Source organism: Noviherbaspirillum pedocola (assembly GCF_016632335.1).
GTDB lineage: Bacteria > Pseudomonadota > Gammaproteobacteria > Burkholderiales > Burkholderiaceae_D > Noviherbaspirillum_A > Noviherbaspirillum_A pedocola.
This window is the reverse complement of the sequence record NZ_JAEPBG010000003.1, coordinates 525,959-545,095: the sequence shown is the minus strand read 5'-3', so window position 1 is coordinate 545,095 and position 19,137 is coordinate 525,959. Positions and strand designations below refer to the sequence as shown.

At 63.9% G+C, this 19,137-nt stretch carries 18 protein-coding genes and 1 pseudogene; 5 read left to right on the top strand and 14 right to left on the bottom strand.

The window, feature by feature from the left end:
• Positions 1-22: 22 nt before the first annotated feature.
• The 10 genes from JJB74_RS10885 to JJB74_RS10840 all read right to left on the bottom strand — a co-directional run bounded on the left by JJB74_RS10885 (position 23) and on the right by JJB74_RS10840 (position 9,526).
• Positions 23-1,009 carry a GlxA family transcriptional regulator gene (locus tag JJB74_RS10885; protein WP_200591867.1) on the bottom strand — a complete coding sequence of 329 codons (987 nt, stop codon included), beginning with the start codon at positions 1,007-1,009 and terminating at the stop codon, positions 23-25.
• 39 nt (positions 1,010-1,048) lie between these two features.
• Positions 1,049-2,089: a HoxN/HupN/NixA family nickel/cobalt transporter gene (locus tag JJB74_RS10880; RefSeq protein WP_200591866.1), complete on the bottom strand. Its 1,041-nt coding sequence runs from the start codon at positions 2,087-2,089 to the stop codon at positions 1,049-1,051.
• Positions 2,086-2,421, bottom strand: a complete 336-nt coding sequence (locus JJB74_RS10875; protein WP_200591865.1) for a nitrile hydratase accessory protein — start codon at positions 2,419-2,421, stop codon at positions 2,086-2,088. The genes JJB74_RS10880 and JJB74_RS10875 overlap by 4 nt, the downstream gene beginning before the upstream one ends.
• 9 nt (positions 2,422-2,430) lie before the next feature.
• Positions 2,431-3,051, bottom strand: coding sequence for a nitrile hydratase subunit alpha (nthA, locus tag JJB74_RS10870; protein WP_200591864.1), 621 nt, complete (start codon positions 3,049-3,051; stop codon positions 2,431-2,433).
• Between the two features lie 16 nt (positions 3,052-3,067).
• Positions 3,068-3,826 (bottom strand): nitrile hydratase subunit beta, encoded by a 759-nt coding sequence (gene nthB / locus JJB74_RS10865; protein ID WP_200591863.1) that lies wholly within the window; start codon positions 3,824-3,826, stop codon positions 3,068-3,070.
• Between the two features lie 21 nt (positions 3,827-3,847).
• A complete protein-coding gene (locus JJB74_RS10860; protein ID WP_200591862.1) occupies positions 3,848-4,837 on the bottom strand; it encodes a CobW family GTP-binding protein in 990 nt (329 codons plus the stop codon).
• A 288-nt stretch (positions 4,838-5,125) separates the two neighbouring features.
• Entirely contained in the window at positions 5,126-6,019 is an 894-nt protein-coding gene (locus JJB74_RS10855) for an amidohydrolase family protein (RefSeq protein WP_200591861.1), read from the bottom strand.
• Entirely contained in the window at positions 6,016-7,305 is a 1,290-nt protein-coding gene (locus JJB74_RS10850) for an MFS transporter (RefSeq protein WP_200591860.1), read from the bottom strand. Before JJB74_RS10850 ends, JJB74_RS10855 begins: the two co-directional genes overlap by 4 nt.
• A 46-nt stretch (positions 7,306-7,351) precedes the next feature.
• Positions 7,352-8,596, bottom strand: coding sequence for an MFS transporter (locus tag JJB74_RS10845; protein WP_407672321.1), 1,245 nt, complete (start codon positions 8,594-8,596; stop codon positions 7,352-7,354).
• 195 nt (positions 8,597-8,791) lie between these two features.
• Positions 8,792-9,526, bottom strand: a complete 735-nt coding sequence (locus tag JJB74_RS10840) for a GntR family transcriptional regulator (protein ID WP_200591858.1) — start codon at positions 9,524-9,526, stop codon at positions 8,792-8,794.
• Positions 9,527-9,882: 356 nt separating this feature from the next.
• Between JJB74_RS10840 and JJB74_RS10835 the strand changes: the two genes are divergently transcribed.
• The 3 genes from JJB74_RS10835 to JJB74_RS10825 are packed head-to-tail and all read left to right on the top strand — an operon-like array spanning position 9,883 to position 12,253.
• Complete coding sequence (locus tag JJB74_RS10835; RefSeq protein WP_200591857.1) at positions 9,883-10,701, top strand: DNA/RNA non-specific endonuclease; 819 nt, start codon at positions 9,883-9,885, stop codon at positions 10,699-10,701.
• A complete protein-coding gene (locus tag JJB74_RS10830) occupies positions 10,702-10,953 on the top strand; it encodes a hypothetical protein (protein WP_200591856.1) in 252 nt (83 codons plus the stop codon).
• 28 nt (positions 10,954-10,981) lie between these two features.
• Positions 10,982-12,253, top strand: coding sequence for an Nramp family divalent metal transporter (locus JJB74_RS10825; protein WP_200591855.1), 1,272 nt, complete (start codon positions 10,982-10,984; stop codon positions 12,251-12,253).
• A gap of 15 nt (positions 12,254-12,268) precedes the next feature.
• Here JJB74_RS10825 and JJB74_RS10820 read toward each other — a convergent pair whose 3' ends face one another.
• Both JJB74_RS10820 and JJB74_RS10815 read right to left on the bottom strand, forming a co-directional pair.
• Positions 12,269-12,562 carry a type II toxin-antitoxin system RelE/ParE family toxin gene (locus tag JJB74_RS10820; protein ID WP_200591854.1) on the bottom strand — a complete coding sequence of 98 codons (294 nt, stop codon included), beginning with the start codon at positions 12,560-12,562 and terminating at the stop codon, positions 12,269-12,271.
• A complete protein-coding gene (locus tag JJB74_RS10815) occupies positions 12,562-12,849 on the bottom strand; it encodes a CopG family ribbon-helix-helix protein (protein ID WP_200591853.1) in 288 nt (95 codons plus the stop codon). Before JJB74_RS10815 ends, JJB74_RS10820 begins: the two co-directional genes overlap by 1 nt.
• A 242-nt stretch (positions 12,850-13,091) precedes the next feature.
• Between JJB74_RS10815 and JJB74_RS10810 the strand changes: the two genes are divergently transcribed.
• Positions 13,092-14,003, top strand: a complete 912-nt coding sequence (locus JJB74_RS10810) for a YihY/virulence factor BrkB family protein (protein WP_200591852.1) — start codon at positions 13,092-13,094, stop codon at positions 14,001-14,003.
• Between the two features lie 19 nt (positions 14,004-14,022).
• Here JJB74_RS10810 and JJB74_RS10805 read toward each other — a convergent pair whose 3' ends face one another.
• Positions 14,023-14,268, bottom strand: coding sequence for a hypothetical protein (locus tag JJB74_RS10805; protein ID WP_200591851.1), 246 nt, complete (start codon positions 14,266-14,268; stop codon positions 14,023-14,025).
• 56 nt (positions 14,269-14,324) lie between these two features.
• Positions 14,325-14,651 (bottom strand): hypothetical protein, encoded by a 327-nt coding sequence (locus tag JJB74_RS10800; protein WP_200591923.1) that lies wholly within the window; start codon positions 14,649-14,651, stop codon positions 14,325-14,327.
• Here JJB74_RS10800 and JJB74_RS10795 point away from each other — a divergent pair.
• Positions 14,586-19,037 (top strand): annotated as a pseudogene (locus JJB74_RS10795) (beta strand repeat-containing protein); the annotation flags it as partial. The gene JJB74_RS10800 and the pseudogene JJB74_RS10795 overlap by 66 nt on opposite strands.
• Positions 19,038-19,137 lie beyond the last annotated feature (100 nt).

The window sequence follows — 19,137 nt, the reverse complement described above, 5'->3', positions numbered from 1 at the left end:
CCGGTTTTTTATGAGCCCCGGCTCACGCGGCCTGCACCGCCTGATCCGCCGATCGGAACCGCTGACGGTATTCCTGCGGCGTGATGTTGAGCCGGCGCACGAAGATCCTGCGCAGCGCGTCGGCGCTTTCCATGCCGCAGCGCTGCGCAATTTCCCGATAGCTCAGATCGGTGGATTCAAGATAACGCCGCGCGACATCGATGCGCGCATCGTTGACATAGCTCATTGGCGACATGCCGCATTCCCTCTTGAACACCCGGGTAAGATTCCTCGGGCTCATGTCGAGCCGCTCGGCAAGCGACTCCAGGCTGTGCCTGGCTTCGAGATTGGCCATCACGTAATCCTGCAGCGTGGCTACCACCGAGTCTCCGGAAGCCTGGATTTCCAGCAGCGGGCTGAACTGGCTCTGTCCTCCAGTGCGCCGCAGATAGACCACCAGGTACTTCGCCACGTCCAGCGCCATCTTCTTGCCGAAATCCTCTTCGATGAATACCAGGGACAGGTCGATGCCGGCGGTGACGCCCGCGGTCGTGTAAATGTGGCCGTCCTTGACGAAGATGCGGTCCGGCTCGATGCTTGCCCGCTTGAACATGCTGCCCAGGCGCGGCACATCCATCCAGTGCGTGGTCACTGTTCTGCCGTTGATCATGCCGGCCGCGCCCAGCGCAAACACGCCGTTGCAGATGGCGCTGACGCGGCGGCATTCCTCGCCCTGTTTCGCGATCCAGTCGACGATGGTCGTGTCTTCCAGGATGTTGAAGACACCGAGGCCTCCCGGAATGATCAGCGTGTCGAAGTGCGGGCAGGGATCGAAGATGGTGCGGTCGGGCATCACGGTCAAACCGCTCGAGGACTGCACCGGGCCGCGCGTGGTGCCGACGATGAAGAGTTCATATTCGCATTCGCCGCGGCTCAGCACTTTGACTTCGCCGAAAGCGTCGCTGGGGCCGGCAATGTCCAGCAATTGAAAGCGCGGGAATACGAGCATGCCGATGGTGATCTTGCGCATGGTTCTACGGATATGAAACGGGTGATATCGGGCTGTCGTTCAGATGTTGTTATCGCTTTTGAAGCGATCGCTCCATCGCGAAACGATCCAGCTCAGCAGAAAAACGCCAATGATAATGTAGCCAAGCGTCAGCATGTTTTGCTGGGCCACATGCACGGCGTCCCATATTCCGCCTTCCAGCTGCCAATGCTCGCCGATGAGGCCGGTGATGCCGAGCGCCGCGATGACGAACGCGAGCAGCATCGAAAGAAAGGTCAGCGCCATGTTGTAGTACAGCTTGCGCGCGGGATGCGCCAGCGCCCAGCCATACAGCCGCAGCATCAGGATGCCGTCGGCCGCATCGAGGGTCAGCATGCCGACGGTGAACAATGCCGGAAACAGCAGGACCGTGGCAATGCTCGCTCCCTGCGCCGCATGCAGTGCCGAAGTGCTCAGCAGCGTCACCTCGGTCGCTGTTTCAAATCCCAGTCCGAACAGGAAGCCGAGCGGAATCATTTGCCAGCTGTGGCGGATGCGGGCGAACAATGGGATGCACAGGCGCGCCAGGAGATTGCCCCGGATAGCCGCCGGCTCTTCGTTCACCCGCATGCCGCGACGAATGCGCCGGTGCATGCGATACAGGCTGGCCAGGACGAAAACATTGAACAGTCCGATCAGCATCAGGAACGAGGTGGAGATGCAGGCGCTGAGCAGGCCGCCATATTCCTGCAGGCGCGGCAGCCAGGAACCGAAAGACCTGGCGGCATAAGCCACCAGGACCGCTGCGAGCACCACCACCATCGAATGCCCGAGCGCAAAGAAGAAGCCGACGGCGGCCGGGCGCTGGCCATCCTGCATCAGCTTCCGGGTGACGTTGTCGATCGCGGCGATATGGTCCGCATCCAGCGCATGACGCAGGCCGAAGCCGTAAGCCAGGGCCGCGGTGCCGAGCAGCGCGCCTTCTTCGCGCAGCGCGAACCATGCCCACGCCCATACCAGGATGTTGGCGGCGCCGAGGAACATCGCCATTCTTCTGAGCTTGGCGTCGATCCCCATGTCGGCGCGCAAGTGGGCCGATGCAGGCAGCCCGATTGCGCTCATGACGTGCCTGACGCGCCTGAAGCGAGCAGTTCGCCGGGCTTGATGACGCCGTACTGTTCTAGAACCTGGATCAGCGCCGTGGTGTAGCGCTCGTAATAATCCCAGGTGGTCTCGCCGCCGCAGGCATTCTTCTCCCATGCGGCAATGGCATCGATGAGTTTCTGGCGAAAGTCTTCCCATTCGAAATGGCCGTCCTTGGACAGCGCCATCGCCATGCCGAATACCGTGCGCTGCCAATCTTCGCTGAAGACCAGTCTTCCATCGCTGCGCGGCGGCGAATCGGGCTGCCCCAGCATCTGGGTCGCGGCATATTCTTCGAAGCTGGTGAACATGTCGGTCTCCTATGCGGGTGCGCACACCAGGGCCACGCCCATCATCGCTTCCGGCGTGACCAGCGCGGCCAGCTGTTCTTCGCTCAGGTGAGCGGTATTGGCGGGCCGTTCGGGAATGACGAACCAGCGGATCTGGGCGCTGCTGTCCCAGACCCTGACTTCCTTGTCGGCCGGCACGGCAACGCCGAACTCGCTCAGCACCGCGCGCGGCTCGCGCACGCCGCGGGAGCGGAACACCGGGTCCTTGTACCAATAGGGCGGCAAGCCCAGGACCGGCCAGGGATAACAGGAGCACAGCGTGCAGATCACCAGGTTATGGACTGTTTCGCTGTTTGCCACGGCCTTCATGTGCTCGCCTTCGGCGCCATCCATCCCGACCGGGAAGTTCAGTTCCCTGATGGCCTTCGGCGTGTCTTCCAGCAGCCTCTGCTTGTACTGCGCATCCATCCAGGCGCGGGCCACGATGCGGGCGCCGTTGAATGGCCCGGCGACGGTTTCGAAGTGGTTCAGCACCGCATCGACGGAATCGCTGCCCAGCACGCCTTTTTTGATCAGCAGCGCCTCGAGAGCGCGGACTTTTGCCGCGCGCTCTGTTTCGCGGTCGGGGTCGTATTGAAAGAGTTCGTTCATGTCCTGTTCCGATTATTCAGTTGTTCGTGGCTTGCGCAGCGGGCTCGATATAGGCGTCGAAAAGGTCCGCATAGATCACCGTGTTCGGTTCGCTTTTGCCTTCGCCCCAGATGTCGGCGGCCTGGAAGGCGACGCAATACACATGCTGCGGCCCATTGAGGCCGTCCGGCCCGGTGGAGACGAAATACTCGAAGGCGCCCGGATAGACCTCCCTGACCACGCCCTCGCGATTGCGCAGAAAGCCGGGCAGGCGCGTATGGTCGGCCGCGGCGGGATCGGCTACGCGCACCGTGTCGCCCACGCTGAAGCGCGGCGGCTTGTTCAGCGGCCGCAGGCCGGAATCCCCATGCTGCAGATAGCGCACCACCTGTTCCTTCAACTGAGGATTGGCCTTGTCGGGTAAGGGCTCCGCGGGATGGGCGCGGTAGTGCCGCGTCAGCTTGTCCAGTTCTTCGGCGGCGACATAACCGCGGTCGATGAAGAACTGGCTGATGCCCATCAGCCATTTCTCGTAATAGCGGTATTTGAAATACTCGAAGGGCTGCATGCCTTCCGCGCCGGTGCGCAAGGACGCCCAGGTCCAGTTGTCCCGGAAGGACGTCGGCAGATCATGGATGCGGTATCCCGGCAACGCGCCGTCCAGATGCGCGCTCTCGGCCATCATGACCGTGTGTATGCCGAAGATGCGCTTTTCCCAGTCGGCGAAAAACACGCGCTTGTCGAGGTTGACCGGCCCGAGGTTTTCCAGGCCGCCCAGGTAATGCTGTAGTTTCATGGTCGATTCCGTTGATGGGGTTCAGGCGATGGCGGGCGCGGCGACTTGCTGTGCGCAGGCGAGGAATCCCTGCTGCAGCGCCTGCGCATCGAGATGCCTGCCGATGAAGACGAAACGGCTCTTGCGAACGGTGTCGGCGGGCCAGCGCTTTCCCGGCCGGCTTTCCATCAGCATGTGCACGCTATGAAACTGGAATTGGCGCGCTTCCTTGCCGAACTGGAGAATGCCCTTCATGCGCAGCAGATCTTCTCCCTGGCGCTGCACCAGTTGATGGATCCAGCGGTTGAAGAGCGCGGCATCGAGGGGCTGCTCGGTTTCGACGGCGCACGAACTGACTGACTGATCATGCTCATGGTCATGCTCGTCCTCGAGCAGTCCCGGCTCGATCTCCAGCAGGCTGGCCAGCGAGAAGCGCGGCGTGCCGATCAACAGGTCGGCCGGGACGCGGGAATACGTCGAATGGACGGTGCGGGCGCCAGGGTTGATTCTGCGCAGATCGCGTTCGAGCGATGCGATGGCCGATGGATCGAGCAGGTCCATCTTGTTGATGACAAGCAGGTCGGCGAAGGCGATCTGCTCACGCGCGGTATCGTCGTCGATATGGCGCGCGAGATTGACGGCATCGGCCACGCAGATCACCGATTCGAGTTCGACCTGCGTCAGAAGCTCGGCATCGGCAAGAAAGGTTTGCAGCACCGGGGCGGGATCGGCAAGGCCCGAGGTCTCGATGAGCAGACGGTCGAGCGCGATATCCGTGCGGGCCAGCAGCGCCTTGACCCCGTGGATGAGGTCGGTGCGCACGGTGCAGCAGATGCAGCCATTTCGGATTTCGATGATGGCGTTCTCGTCGGCGACGATCAGTTCTCCATCGATGCCGACCTCGCCGTACTCGTTGACGATGACGCCGATGGCGCAATCACGCCGCTCGGATAACAGATGGTTGACTAGCGTGGTTTTCCCGGCGCCGAGGAAGCCGGTAATCACCGTGACGGGCAATCGTTTTCTCATCATGAATCGGCCTTTGAAAGCGTGATGCGTTTGCAAAATGAAACGGTCGGAGGATTCTGCAATGCGCCGGTGACTCGCGCCACAGCCGGGTTTCCGGTTGTCCTTTCATTGGCCATCGCCGGCATTTTCGTTATGAAATTTGTCCCGATTTGAAGATGTGGGCAGAAAAGGACGGGCAGCGTCGGGGACGCATGTGCTGCGGCGGAGAAGCGCGGCAGTAGCGCGCGCTTTCAGGGGAAGAGAAGGCATTGCGCGCAGCCGGCGCAAGGGGAAGGGTGAGCGTCTGTCGGTTCAGGCCTTTGTTGCGGCCGGGGCGGCATGATCGTCACCCGAAGCGCCATCATCAGACTGGCCGGCATCAACGAACCGGTACAGCGCATTCGGCGCATCGTTAAGCACGATGCGGCGCGCGGCGGCATCGGGCAGCAGCGTCTCGAGCAGCGCCAGGCTGGCGGCAACGCTTGTGTCGTCCTCGAAACGGGTATGCGGCCAGTCGCTGCCCCATAGCAGGCGCTCTGGGCCGAAGGCGCGGCGTAGCAACGGCATGGCGTCCCGCGCGATGCGCTCGCCCACACCGTTCGCGCCGTTGCGATAGACAGCGGACAACTTGACCCACACCCGCCGGCTCGCTCCCGCTTCCAGCAGCGCCCGAAAACCCGAATCGTCCACGCCCTTGGCCGGATCGGGCCGTCCGAAGTGGTCCACGACCACGTTCACTCCCGCCTCCAGTAAGGGCGCAAGCAGCAGTGGCAGATCGCGCGCTTCGCGGTGCACTTCGACATGCCAGCCCAGATCCACCGCCGAGCGCAGCAACGCGCGCCATGGCGGCGAACGCAGATCGGGCAGCGCCGCGCCGCCGACCAGGTTCAGGCGCAGGCCGACCACGCCGGCGGCGTCAAGCCGCACGAGCTCTCCCGCATCGACATCGGGTGCGACCACTGCGATGCCGCGCAGTCGCGCGGGCGCGGCGGCCAGGCCGGCAAGCAGGTAACTGTTGTCGATGCCGAGAAAGCTCGGCTGGACCAGCACGCCGCGCGCGATGCCATGGGCGTCGAGCATGCCGAGGTAATCGACGAGGAGGGCATCGTAGTCAGGCGCGTAGCGGCGCACGCTTGCGAGCGGCAGGCCGCGCTGGAAGATGTGGGCATGGGTATCGACGATCGCCACGTGGGATTCCTTCTTCAATGCCGCGCCGGGATGGCGTCGCGTTCGGACCTTTCCGAGCCGCCAGTCTGCGCGGCTGTTTCATCGAGATGCTTGCCGCGTGTCTCGGGCAGCGCCAGCACAGCGGCAACCACCAGCGCATAAGCCAGCGCCGCGTCGATACCGATGGCTGCGCCGAGCGACATCTTCGCGCTCATGTGGCCGACCAGCACCGGAAAGCCGGCCGAGACGATGCGACCAAAGTTGTAGCAGAAGCCCACGCCGGTGCCGCGCATGCCGCCCGGGTACAGCTCGTTGAACAGCGCGCCCAGGCTGGCCGGAATGCCGGCGGCAAAGAAGCCGAGCGGAAAGCCGAGCACCAGCATGGCGGCGTCGCTGAAGGGAATGAAGACATAGGCCAGCACGGTGACGACGCAGCAGGCGGCAAACAGCACCAGGTTCAGGCGCCGGCCGATGCGGTCGAGCAGCGCTGCGCTGGCGATGCAGCCGCACCAGAACGCGAAGATGATCACCGCGAGATAGCCGCTGGTGCCCAGCACCGACAGGTGGCGCTCGGTCTTGAGATAGGTCGGCAGCCAGGTCATCAGCGCGTAATAGCCGCCATGCGCGCCCACGCCGATCAAAGCGCCGATGACGGTCATGCGCAGCATGTCGGGCCGGAAGATGCCCATCAGCGTTGCCATGCCCGATCCCGGCACGGCCGCGGCGTGCGCGCCCGGACGCGGCTCGCGCAGGTTGCGACGCACGTAGACGATCAGGAATGCCGGCAGGATGCCGATGCCGAACATCACGCGCCAGGCCAGCTCGGGGCGCAGCAGCAGGAACAGCGCGGAATACAGCAGCACCGACGCGCCCCAGCCGACTGCCCACGCGCTTTGCACCGTGCCCATGGCCTTGCCGCGATGCTGGGGTCGGATGACTTCGGCCATGAGCACCGCGCCGACGGCCCACTCGCCGCCGAAGCCGAAGCCCTGCAGCGCCTTGCACACCAGCAGTTGCGTGAAGCTCTGCGCGAATGCGGACACGAGCGTGAACAGCGAGAACCAGATGATGGTCAGCTGCAGCGCGCGTACCCGGCCGAGGCGGTCCGACACGGCGCCCATGATCCAGCCGCCGAGCGCGGAGGCAACGAGCGTGACGCCGCCGATCAGGCCGGCTTCGGTTTTGTCCAGGCCGAAGGCGGCGATCAGCGCCGGGATGGCCAGGCTGAACATCTGCACATCGAGCGCGTCGAGCGCCCAGCCGGAAAAGCAGGCCCAGAAGGTTTTGCGCTCGGTGGCGCTGATGTCGCGATACCAGTGAAACATGATGGTCTCCGTTGTTCTATTAGTGAGTTGTGTGAATGTGCGCGCTTCAGCGCTTCTTCTGCACCAGCCACAGCGTCAGGCAGCCGGCCGCCGAGATCAGCGCGATCGGCAGCAGCGCCAGTGCAAAGCTGCCGGTGGCTTCACGGATCGCGCCGAGCATGGCCGAGCCGACGAAGCCGGCCAGGTTGCCGATGGCGTTGACTTGCGCCAGTCCGGCCGCGGCGGCAGCGCCGGGCATCCAGTCGGCGGCGAGCGCCCAGAACGGTCCCTTGAAGATGTAGGTGCAGGCCACGGCGATGACCAGCAGCGCGATCGTGAACGGCAGCGACAGCTGCGCCAGCGGCACCAGCGCCAGACTTGCGGCCACCAGGGCCAGTGGCATGCCGGTGTGCCAGACCCGCTCATTGCGCGCATCCGAGCGCTTGCCCCACCACAGCATGGCGATCGATGCGACACCGAACGGCACCGCATTCAAGAGGCCGGTCTGCGTGGTCGTCAGGCCGAAGGACTTGATGATCTGCGGCTGCCACAGCGACAGGCATTGGCTCGCGCCGGAAGCGCCGGCATACACCAGCGCAGCGGCCAGCACGCGGCGGTCGAGCAGCACGTCGGCAAGCTTGGCATGCGAAGCGCGCGGACCAGCCTGGCGGCGCTCGTTCTCCAGGCGACCGACCAGCCAGGCGCGTTCTTCAGTATCGAGCCAGCGTGCGTCCTGCGGCCGGTTCGTCAGCAGCCAGGGCGAAGCCAGGCCGAGCAGGATCGCCGGCGCGGCTTCGAGGATGAACATGGCCTGCCAGCCCTGCAAGCCGAACAGGCCGTCGAGCTGCAGCAAGGCAGCCGACAGCGGCGAGCCGATGAAACTCGACAGCGGCACCGCCACCATGAACACCGCGATGATGCGGCCGCGATAGGCGGCAGGAAACCACTGCGTGAGATACAGGATCACGCCGGGAAAGAAGCCGGCCTCGGCCGCGCCGAGCAAGAGGCGCATCGCATAAAAGGAGTTCGGGCCGACGATGAAGGCGGTTCCCGCCGACACCAGGCCCCAGCTGACCATGATGCGGGCGATCCACAGCCGCGTGCCGACGCGCTGCATCGCCAGGTTGCTCGGAATCTCGAACAGCACGTAGGTCAGGTAGAACAGGCCGCCGCCGAGGCCGAAGGCGGCGGCGTTCAGGCCGATCGCATGGTTCATCTGCAGCGCGGCGAAGCCGACGTTGACGCGGTCGACGAAGGCGATGAAGTAGCCGAGCATCAGCACCGGCAGCAGGCGCCAGGCGATCTTGCGCATCGTGCGGCGTTCCAGCGGCGTGATGGCCGGCGCCGCAGGTGCATTGGGCGCAGTGGGCGCCTTGGGCGCGGCGGGAGAGTGGGTGGTGGATGGCATGTTGTCTCCGGATGGGAAATGCGGGATGAGCGAAGCCGGCGCGCATGCCATGGGCATGCGGCGTGAGTCAGGGCGATGAATGCTTGTCTGGGGTTCTGTTCAGCGGATCTCGACGTGATAGCGGAACCGGTCCGCCGGCCCGCGCGAGCGCCGCCATTCCAGCGGCTGGCGGTCGTAGCCGAGTGCGGTGCGTTCCACCACGATCACCGGCGCGCCCTTCGGTATCTGCAGCAAGCGCGCATGGACATCGTCCACCGCTTCGGCCGTCAGATCTTCCTCGGCCGAGGCCACCACCTGGCCGCAGCGCTCTTCGTAGAGCGGATACAGCAGGTCGCCGAATTCTGAGGCGTCGATGTCGAGCAGGGCGGCGAAGCGTTCGCGCGGCAGCCAGATCGATTCGGCCAGCAGCGGCTTGCCGTCGAGCATGCGCAGGCGCGACAGGTGGATCACTTCGGCGTGTGCAGGCAGGCGCAGCGCGGAAGCCACCGCCGAGGGCGCGACCAGCGTTTCGCGCAGCAGGATGCGGCCTTCCGGCACCTGGCGCTCGCCGCTTTCCTTTTGCAGGCGGAAGAAGCGGAACAGCGAGGAATCGAAACGGGCGCGGCGCACGAAGGTGCCACGACCCTGGAAGCGTTCCAGCACGCCTTCGGCGACCAGCATGTCGATGGCCTTGCGCACCGTGCCGACCGAGGCCGAGAACTGCTTGACCAGTTCGGCTTCGGTGGGAATCGCTTCGCCGGGGCGCCATTGCTGCGCGGCGATGCGCTCGCTGATTTCGTCGTGCAGCCGCTGGTATAGCGGCAGCCTGTCATCGTGTCTCCGGGTGTAATTCATTTGTTTATCTAGTCATATAGATGAATTTCGGGGCACTGTACACGCGCTGTTTTGTGCTGTCAACGATGCAAAGTGCTAATATCGCCCGCCATGTTTTACTCCGGAAACGGGGTGCCGACATGTTTCGCTCCGCCGGCGCTGTGCACTGATGCGATTCGGAGCCCGGTCTGCCGCTGCGATAAGTGGAGTCTGACTGCACAGGATTTGCTCATGCACATGCCCAGCGTATTTACAAAGAACTAACACTGGTCGGTTTGGTCTGCTCAGGAAGGCCCGCGTAACCGGGGCCGTCTTCCGCGCGTTTGGCGCGGTCGGCGCCGGGCACCGGCATTTCCATCCATACCGATCGCAGTCCGATGAAAGCTTTACGCCTCCTGTTTTTCTGCGCCGTCTCGCTGCTTGCGGCCTGCACTTCCAAGCCTCCTTCCTGTAACGATCATTTTCTTGAAGGACAGGCGCCGCAGATCACCAGTCCGAACCTGGCCAAGGACACGCGCATGCTGTGCTATTCGGCCTACGCGGTGGAGTTCAGCGGCGTATCGCGAACCCCGCTGTGGTCGGCCGAGCATTTGACGGCGAAGGAAGTGGAACAGGCCAAGGGTTTGCAGCGCAAGAACACCTTTCATGCCGAAGAGCGCCTGCCGGCTGGCATGCGTTCCGAGCTGGCCGACTATGCCCGGTCCGGCTACGACCGCGGCCACATGAGCCCGTCCGGCGATATGCCGAACGAGACCGCGCAGAACGAGAGCTTCTCGCTGGCGAACATGATTCCGCAGAGCCCGAAGAACAACCAGATCCTGTGGGAAGGCATCGAGGAAGCCACGCGCAGCCTGGCGCGGCGCGACGGCGAAATCTACATCGTCACCGGGCCGCTGTTCGAGGGCGACAATCTCGAGCGCCTCAATGGCCGCGTGCTGGTGCCGACCTCGGTGTTCAAGGCAATCTATGATCCCGCAACGAAGAGCGCCGCGGCCTATGTGACCCCGAACGCGCCGGGCATGAACTACCAGACACTGTCGATCGCCGAGCTCGAGGGCAGGGCGCGCATCAATGTCTTTCCAAAGCTCGCGCCGGAAATCAAGGCGTCGAAAATGGCGCTGCCCGTGCCCACGCCGCATGGCGGTCGCGGCAATGCGCGGCCGGTGGAAGTTACCTCCAATGAAGGAACCCGATAAATGGCATCGATCTCACCGTATCAAAACGAAGCGGAGTCGCTCACGCTGGGCGAGCTGACCGTGGAAAACCGCGTCGACCGCGTCTCGCTCTACGGCGCGCTGGAGCTGCCACGCGACAAGGCGGGCCTGGCGCAGGCGCGGGCATTGAAGGACATCGTCGATGCAGTCGTGGCCGCGCTGGAAAAGGAGCGCGATCTGCCTGACCGGGTGCAGCAACAGCCCACGCAAAAGGTGAAGAACCCGTTCGGCTGATGGCATTGGATCTCATGGCCACCGCCGCATGCTGAACTCGATTGCCAAGTACCTGCGCCAGCTCGGCCCCGGCTTCATCACCGGCGTCTCCGACGATGACCCGAGCGGCATTGCCACCTATTCGCAGGCCGGCGCGCAGTTCGGCACTTCGATGCTGTGGGTGGCGATGTTTTCCTTTCCGCTGATGGCGGCGGTGCAGGAAATCAGCGCGCGCATTGGCCGCGTCACCGGGCGCGGACTGGCCGGCAATCTGCGCCGGCACTATCCGCCCTGGGTGCTGTATGCGGTGGTTTTCCTGATGGCCGTCTCCAACATCATCAACATCGGCGCCGACATCGGCGCGATGGCCGCGGCGCTGGAACTGGTGGTCGGCCGCGACCGCTGGCATCTGTTCCCGGTGGCCATCGGCGCCGGCTCGGCCGCGGCGCTGATCCTGCTGCCTTATGGGACGTATGCGTCGCTGCTGAAATGGCTGGGCATCAGCGTGTTTTCCTATTTCGGCATCGCGCTGTTCGTGCAGGTGCCGTGGGCGCAGGTCGGGCATGATTTGTTCATTCCGAAGCTCAGCTTCAGCGATGACTACCTGACGATGCTGGTGGCGGTGCTGGGCACGACGATCAGCCCGTATCTGTTCATCTGGCAGTCGTCGGTGGAAGTGGAGGAGCAGCGCGCCGACCCGGAGGAAGAGCCGGTGCGCCGTGCGCCGGAACAGGCGCGCAGCCAGTTCATCAAGATCCGCGTCGATACCTACAGCGGCATGGCGATTTCCAACCTGGTGATGTTCTTCATCATCCTGACTACTGCGGTGACCTTGCATGCGCATGGCGTGACCCAGATCGATTCGGCCGAGCAGGCGGCCAAGGCGCTGGAGCCGATCGCGGGCCGCTTCGCCTTCCTGCTGTTTGCCACCGGCATCATCGGCACCGGCCTGCTCGCCGTGCCCTCATTGGCCGGCTCGCTGGGTTATGCGATGGGCGAAACCTTCAAATGGCCGACCGGCCTGGACCACAAGCCGTATCAAGCCACGCGCTTTTATGCGGTGATTGCCGCTGCCACGCTGATCGGCACGGTGCTCAACTTCATCGGCGTGGATCCGATCAAGGCCCTGATCATTTCGGCCATCATCAATGGCATCGTCAGCGTGCCGCTGTTATGGATACTGCTGCTGATCGCGCGCAACCACGACATCATGGGCAAGTTCGTGATACCGCGCGGACTGCGCATCGCGGGGTGGGTGACTTTCGCGGTGATGACGCTGGCGGCGCTGGTGACAGTGTGGAATCTGGCGCTGGCGCGGTGAGGGCGCTCCGATGGTTCAGTGGCTGTGCCTGGCTTCGCGCTGGGAACGTAATCCGAGGACGGCAACCAAGTCTGCTTCCTCGAAATATCGATACAAGGCGACGTAGCCATTGCCACTAGCTCCAATGATGAGCTCGCGCTTGCCGCCAGGGACCGGGCGCCCGATGCGGGGATTGTGTGCGAGAACGTCCAGGGCTTCCATGATCATTGCAAGTTCTTCCAAGCCCCGAGGGCTTTGGTGAGAGCGAAGATGATCCAGTATGCGGTCGAAGTCGTTTGCCACTCCCGCAGCCAATTCGATGCGAGCCATCAGTCGCGCAGCTTCCGTGGCTTTGGCGCAATGGCTGCTTGCCCGTCCATGCGTTTTTGCAGATAGGCGCGCATTTCGCTCCAGGGGATCGATTCTCCGGTGGCGAGCATGTTCGCAAGTCGTACATCCGCCTGCTCCATGAACGCCTGTCGGGATTCCTCGAACTCGGTCTTTTCGGCAATGGCCTCGAGCATGAAGGTATGCGGACTCTTGCCTGCCTTTTCGGCTACCTTGGCAATGCGGCTCTTGAGTTCTTCCGGGATGCGCAGCGTGGTAGTGGGGGACATGAGGGCTCCTTTTGAAAACGTCGCGCGAGTGTAGCACGCTTGTGCCACATGATCTTTTCGAGAGGATGGGCGGATGGATCCGGCATGCATACCCTTGAGAAAACTTGTACCCGCCCCGCGTTGTCCAAGCCATGCGGCGCCGCGAACCGGCAAGGGCGCCAGGCGGAATCCATGCGGCACTACATCTCTTTCTTCATGAACGGCAGCAAGTCGATACAGGCCCGCTGCGCTGCCGGGGTCGCATGATGCGCATCCCCGGCCTGCGCGGCATCGGCCCCGGCGAAATCGCGCGGCGCTGCATCCAGCAATGCGTGCTGCACGACACGCTGACTCATGCCAGGGCGATCAGCTACCAGGTCCTGTTCTCCTTCTTTCCCTTCCTGATCTTTTTCTTCGCACTGCTCGGCTTTCTCGACCTTGCCAATCTGTTCGACTGGCTGCGGCGCCACTCCGAAGTCTTTTTCCTGCGTCAGACCGCGCCGCAGATCAATGCCTTGATCGACCAGCTCGAACAGCGCCACCACGGCATGCTGTCGCTTGGCGTGGCGGTGGCGCTATGGGCAGCGTCCTCGGCGATGCGCGCGATGATGCGCGCGATGAACGCGGTATATGAGGTGCGCGAAACGCGGGCCTTGTGGAAGCGCTATGCCTGGTCGATCGCGGCCACGCTGGCCATCGGTCCGATGCTGGCGCTGGCCTTGACTCTGCTGCTGGTGCGTCCGGATGCGATGGAGGCACTGGTGCGCGTTTTCGGCGTCGATGTGTCGCTGGCAGTGCTATGGGCCTGGTGGCTGCGCTGGCCGGTGATCCTGCTGCTGCTGACGGCGACGGTCACCGTAATCTACTGGGTCGGGCCCGACGTGCAGCAGCGCTTCGTTTTCGTCACGCCAGGCGCCTTCCTCGCCGTGCTCGCCTGGTTCTTTGCGTCGCTGGGCTTTGATGTGTATGTGCGCGACATCGCCACCATCGGCGATGTCTACGGCAGTATCGGCACGATCGTGGTGCTGTTGCTGTACTGCCTGTTTTCGTCCCTGATCCTGCTCTTCGGCGCGGAACTCAATGCGGCGGTGGAATACTGCTCGCCGCTGGGCAAGAATCCCGGCGAGCGTGCGCCGGGCCTGCATGAAACCGCATCGGAACATCACCCCGCCTGAACCATGACGCGGCGTGGCTTCAGACGTCGCGATCGCGCGTGACGGCAAAGGTGCCGCGCTCCAGCGTCACGGTTGCATTGCCGGTAACGCCATCCTGGCGGCTGTAGAGCCATAGCGCATATTCCTTCAGCGCCGCGGCCTGCTCATCCACATTCATCTCCGCCCAGGGCTTGCCCGCACGCGGATGGGCCATCGCTTCCTCGAGCGAAAACTCCACCGAACCCTTGATGCCATCGCCTTCGATGCGCGCCTTGATGCCTTCCATTTCCGCTCCTTGTATTTGCGTTGGATCCGGCTCTGTAGCGAAAGGTGTGCCTGCGCCTAGAGCAGGGTGCGTCGGCGCAGCAAGAGCGCGCTGTGTAAAAGATGCCGGCGTCGCATGGCGGATCGGCATGCCGGGACAAGGCCAACTATTTTTTTCGCTGATGGAACTTTTCTGCGTGCAACTTTACTTAGCTCCCGGTCAACTTTTTGAACCAATGTTCTTTCATAGAACAACACCGAACAAGAAGCATGGTGTTCTGCCCCTGCGGTGACGCGCAGCGCAAAGGGCAGGAACAACGGAGCAAGCATGGGAGCGACATGAATCACTTCTTCTGCCTCATCTGGAGCGAAGCGCAGCAGTCCTGGATAGCGGTTGATGAACATGCGAGAACACGTGGCAAAGCCGCGGCACGTCGGCGGCGAATTGGCGGCACGGCATTGGTTGCGGCGCTCCTCGCGTCAGTTGGCCATGCGGGTCCGACAGGCGGCGTCATCGCCGGCGGCACGGGCGCGATCAATCAGGCCGGCTCGGTCACCACGATCAACCAGAGCAGTTCGCGCATGGCGATCAACTGGAACAGCTTTTCCACCGCGGCAGGCGAATCGATCGTCTTCCGGCAGCCGGACGCGAACGCGATCGCGCTGAACCGCATTGTTGGCGCCGAGCCGAGCAGGCTCTTCGGCAGCCTGAGCGCCAACGGGCAGGTATTCATCGTCAACCCGAACGGCGTGCTGTTCGGCCCTGGCGCGCAGGTGAATGTGCAGGGGCTGCTCGCATCGTCGCTGGACCTGGCGCCGGACCGGTTCATGGCCGGCCTGCTGCAGCTCGAAGGCGGCGGCGTTGGCGGTGTGTTGAACCAGGGCGCGCTCAATGCTGCCAGCGGCGGCTACGTCGCGCTGCTCGGGCCCAACGTCAGGAATGAAGGCACGATATCGGCCCCGCGCGGTGCGGCGGTCATGGCAGCCGGCGATCGCATCACCGTCAATATCGACAAGGGCAGCCTGCTTGGCTACAGCGTCGATGCCGGCTCGCTCAATGCGCTGGCCGACAACAGCGGCCGCATCAGCGCCGACGGCGGTCGGGTCATGCTCGAAGCGAAGGCCGCCGGAGGCATAGGCCGCGCGGTGGTGAACCACAGCGGCATCATCGAGGCGAAAACGCTGGAAGGGCAGGCCGGCGAGGTGCGGCTGATCGGCGACATGCAGGCCGGCCAGCTCGTCATGAGCGGCAGCATCGATGCCTCCGCGCCCGCAGGCGGCGATGGCGGCCACGTCGAGACCAGTGCAGCCAAGGTGCGCATCGATGATAGCGCGCGGGTAACGACGCTGGCGCCGAACGGCAGGACGGGGAGCTGGCTGATTGATCCAGGCGATGTCGTCATTGACGCTAACCAGACCGATCCGAATCGCGGCTTCCTGAGCACAGCGTCCCTGACCGAGTCGCTCAAAGGCACCACTGTTACGGTGGATACGCAAATCCTTGGCAATGGTGGCAACGGCGACATCTTCGTCAATGCCGGGGTGTCCTGGACCAGCGGAAATACGCTCGTACTCACCGCTGCGCGGGATATCCAAATCAATGCACCGATTGCATGGAGCGGTTCGCCTAACATCGTCTTGTCACTCATCGCCGGGCGCAACATTCAGATCGGCGCCAATCTCTCCGGGGCGAATGGCAAGCTGGCGCTGACTACCGGCACGAATTCCGCTGGGTCAGACTATGTTCTGACCAACGGCGCGAAGATCACTCTGTCGGCCGGGCCTAATCTGCTGATCAGCAAGGACAAGGTTTCCGACTCCACCTATGAGGTCATCACCGACTTGGCGGGTTTGCAGAGCATGCCCGGGTCCGGCGGCAAGGGGTATGCCCTCGGCCAGGATATCGATGCCGGCGCAACGGCGTTCACACCCATCACCAGTCTTGGCGGCATATTTGACGGCTTGGGGCATGTGATCAGCAATCTCACGATCAACGATCCGGTCCCGGGCGAAGTCGGCCTTTTCCGCGCCACGCTGGGCAGGTCGGTCATCCAGAATCTCCGTCTCGAGGCCGGCAGCGTCACTGGCATAGGCCGCGTCGGCGCCCTCGCCGGGCGCCTGGACGGCAAGGTCAACAACGTGGTCTCGACCGTCGATGTCGATGGAGCCAGCAGCAATGTTGGCGGCCTGGTGGGCCTGGTGACGGATACCGGCGCGATCGTCAACAGCCACGCCAGCGGCGCCGTGCGCGGCCAGGGCTTGACGGGCGGATTGGTCGGCATCAACTTCGGCACCATTTCCGGCAGCGACGCGACAGGCAATGTGCAGGGCGGCAGCCGGGTCGGCGGCCTGGTCGGAGCCAATGTCAACAATGGCCGGATCACGGGAAGCTATGCCGGCGGCAGCGTGGACGGCACGTCTTCGGTTGGCGGCCTCGCGGGCAGCAACGAGAATGCGGCAAGAATCACGGACAGCTATGCCAATGCGGGCGTGACTGGCCAGAACCTCGTCGGCGGGCTGGTGGGTAGCCTTAGCGGCGGCGCGGTGACGAATGCCTATGCCACCGGCGCCGTCCGCGGCACCGACGCCGCGACCACCGGCGGACTCGTCGGAAACATGAACCGCGGTGTGGTGAGCGCCAGCTACTGGAATAAGGATGCGCCCGACCAGGGCGGCACCGGGCAAAGTGCCAGCGCCGCGGGCATAGGCGTCACCGGCGATCAGATGAAATCACTGGCGCTGTTCAGGAACGCCGGGTGGTCCATCGACGACCAGGGAGGCACTAACTCGACCTGGCGCATCTACGACGGCTATTCGATGCCGCTACTGCGCAGCATGCTCAAGCCGATTACGCTCAAGAACACCAGCGTTGTCTACAACGCCGCTACGCGGACCGGCGATAACGGCGGCATCACCGATGCCACCCTGCTGCAGGCGGCTTCCGGCCGCAATGCCGGCACCTACAGCGCCCGTTCCACCAGCCAGACCGGCTATGACATCAGCGGCGGCGGGTTGACGATTACGCCAGCCGCTCTGAACATCAGCGGCCTCAACGGGCAGAACAAGGTCTATGACGGCACGACGGCTGCGACGGTGAATTTCCAATACACGCCGCTGGGCGCGGACCAGGTCGGGATTTCCTATACGGCGAACTTCGCTGACAAAAACGTCGGCACGCATGACATCACGGTCGGGAACCTCGGCCTGACCGGCAGCGACGCCGGCAATTATCGCATCGCCAATGCCGCATCCCTGGGCGGGACCTCGGCCGCCATCACGCCGCTGCCGCTGTCTGTCATCGTGAATCGCCAGGACAAGGTGTATGACGGCACTACCGCCGCCCAACTGGCGTTTCAATACGCTCCCGGCGAAGCGCCTGTTGGCAATGAACAGGTGACCTACAGCTACAACGCGGTGTTCGTCGACAAGAATGCCGGCACGGACAAGCCGGTCATCGTGCAATCCCTCGCGCTGGACAGTGCCTCTGCCGTGAACCGGAATTACGTGCTTGCGGGTTTCGCCCAACCGAAGCTGACCGCCACCATCAGGCCGTTGGCCCTCAGCCCGGATCAGTTGCAGCTGACGGCGAACAGCAAGACCTACGATGGAAACGCCAACGCCGTGGGGGCAACGGCAAGTGTCAGCGGCATCCTCAGCGGCGACCTTGCCATCGCCGTGTTCGACGCCGCCAGCTTCAGCGACAGGAATGCCGGCAACAACAAGACCGTGAATTTCTCCGGCCTGCGGCTTTTCGGCAGCGACGCCGGCAACTACCTGTTGCCGAACAAGACCACGGCCAGCGCCGACATCCTGCCAAGGCTGCTTGCAGTCAGTGCGCAAGGTGTCAACAAGGTCTATGACGGCACGGTTGCCGCGAGCGTGACCTTACTGGACGATCGCATCGCCGGCGACCAGCTCGCCACCGGCTATGACGCGAGCCGCACCGCGTTCGTCGACAAGAATGTCGGCACGGGCAAACGCATCGACGTCAACGGCATTGCCATTACCGGCGGCGCCGATGCCGGCAATTACCGCGTGGGGCAGAACGCCGGCAGCGCCACGGCCGATATCACGCCCGCGTCGCTGCAGTTTTCAGCCGTCGCGAAGAACAAGGTCTACGACGGCACCAATGCCGCCAGCGCCGAGGCGAGCTTCAAGGCTATCGGCGACGACCGCGTAGTGGCCATCTATGGCAATGCCAGCTTCGGCGACAAGAACGTCGGCACTGGGAAGGAAGTCGCCATTCCCGTCCTTTCTCTGTCCGGTCCGGACGCCGGCAACTATGTGATCAACGGACCGGCCAAGGGCGCGGCCGACATCACGCCGCGCACACTGAACGTCAACGCCACGGGCGTGAACAAGGTCTATGACGGCATGCTTGCCGCCAGCGTGATCCTCGGCGACGACCGCATCGCGGGCGACGACGTGAAGACGCTCTACGGCACGGCCGGTTTCGCCGACAGGAACGCCGGTTCCGGCAAGGCCGTGAGCGTGGCCAACATCGCGCTCGGCGTAGGCACAGATGCGCGCAACTACGTCCTTGGCAATCGCAGCGCAACGACGGTTGCCGACATCACGCCGCGCGCCTTGAATGTGACAGCCAGCATCAACAGCAAGACCTATGACGGCAGCGTTGCCGCAAGCGCCGTGCTCGCGGATGACCGCATCGCCGGCGACGATGTGAAGCTGGGCTATTCCGCGGCCGCCTTCGCCGACGCCAACGCCGGAGCCGGCAAGGCGGCCAGCGTGGCCGGCATCGCGCTGGCCGGTGGCGCGGATGCGGCGAACTACCGCGTGGCCAATAGCGTCGCGGCCGGCGCGGGCACGATACTGAAGAAGCCGCTCGCCATCGTCGCCAATGCGGATGGCAAGGACTTCGATGGCAAACCCT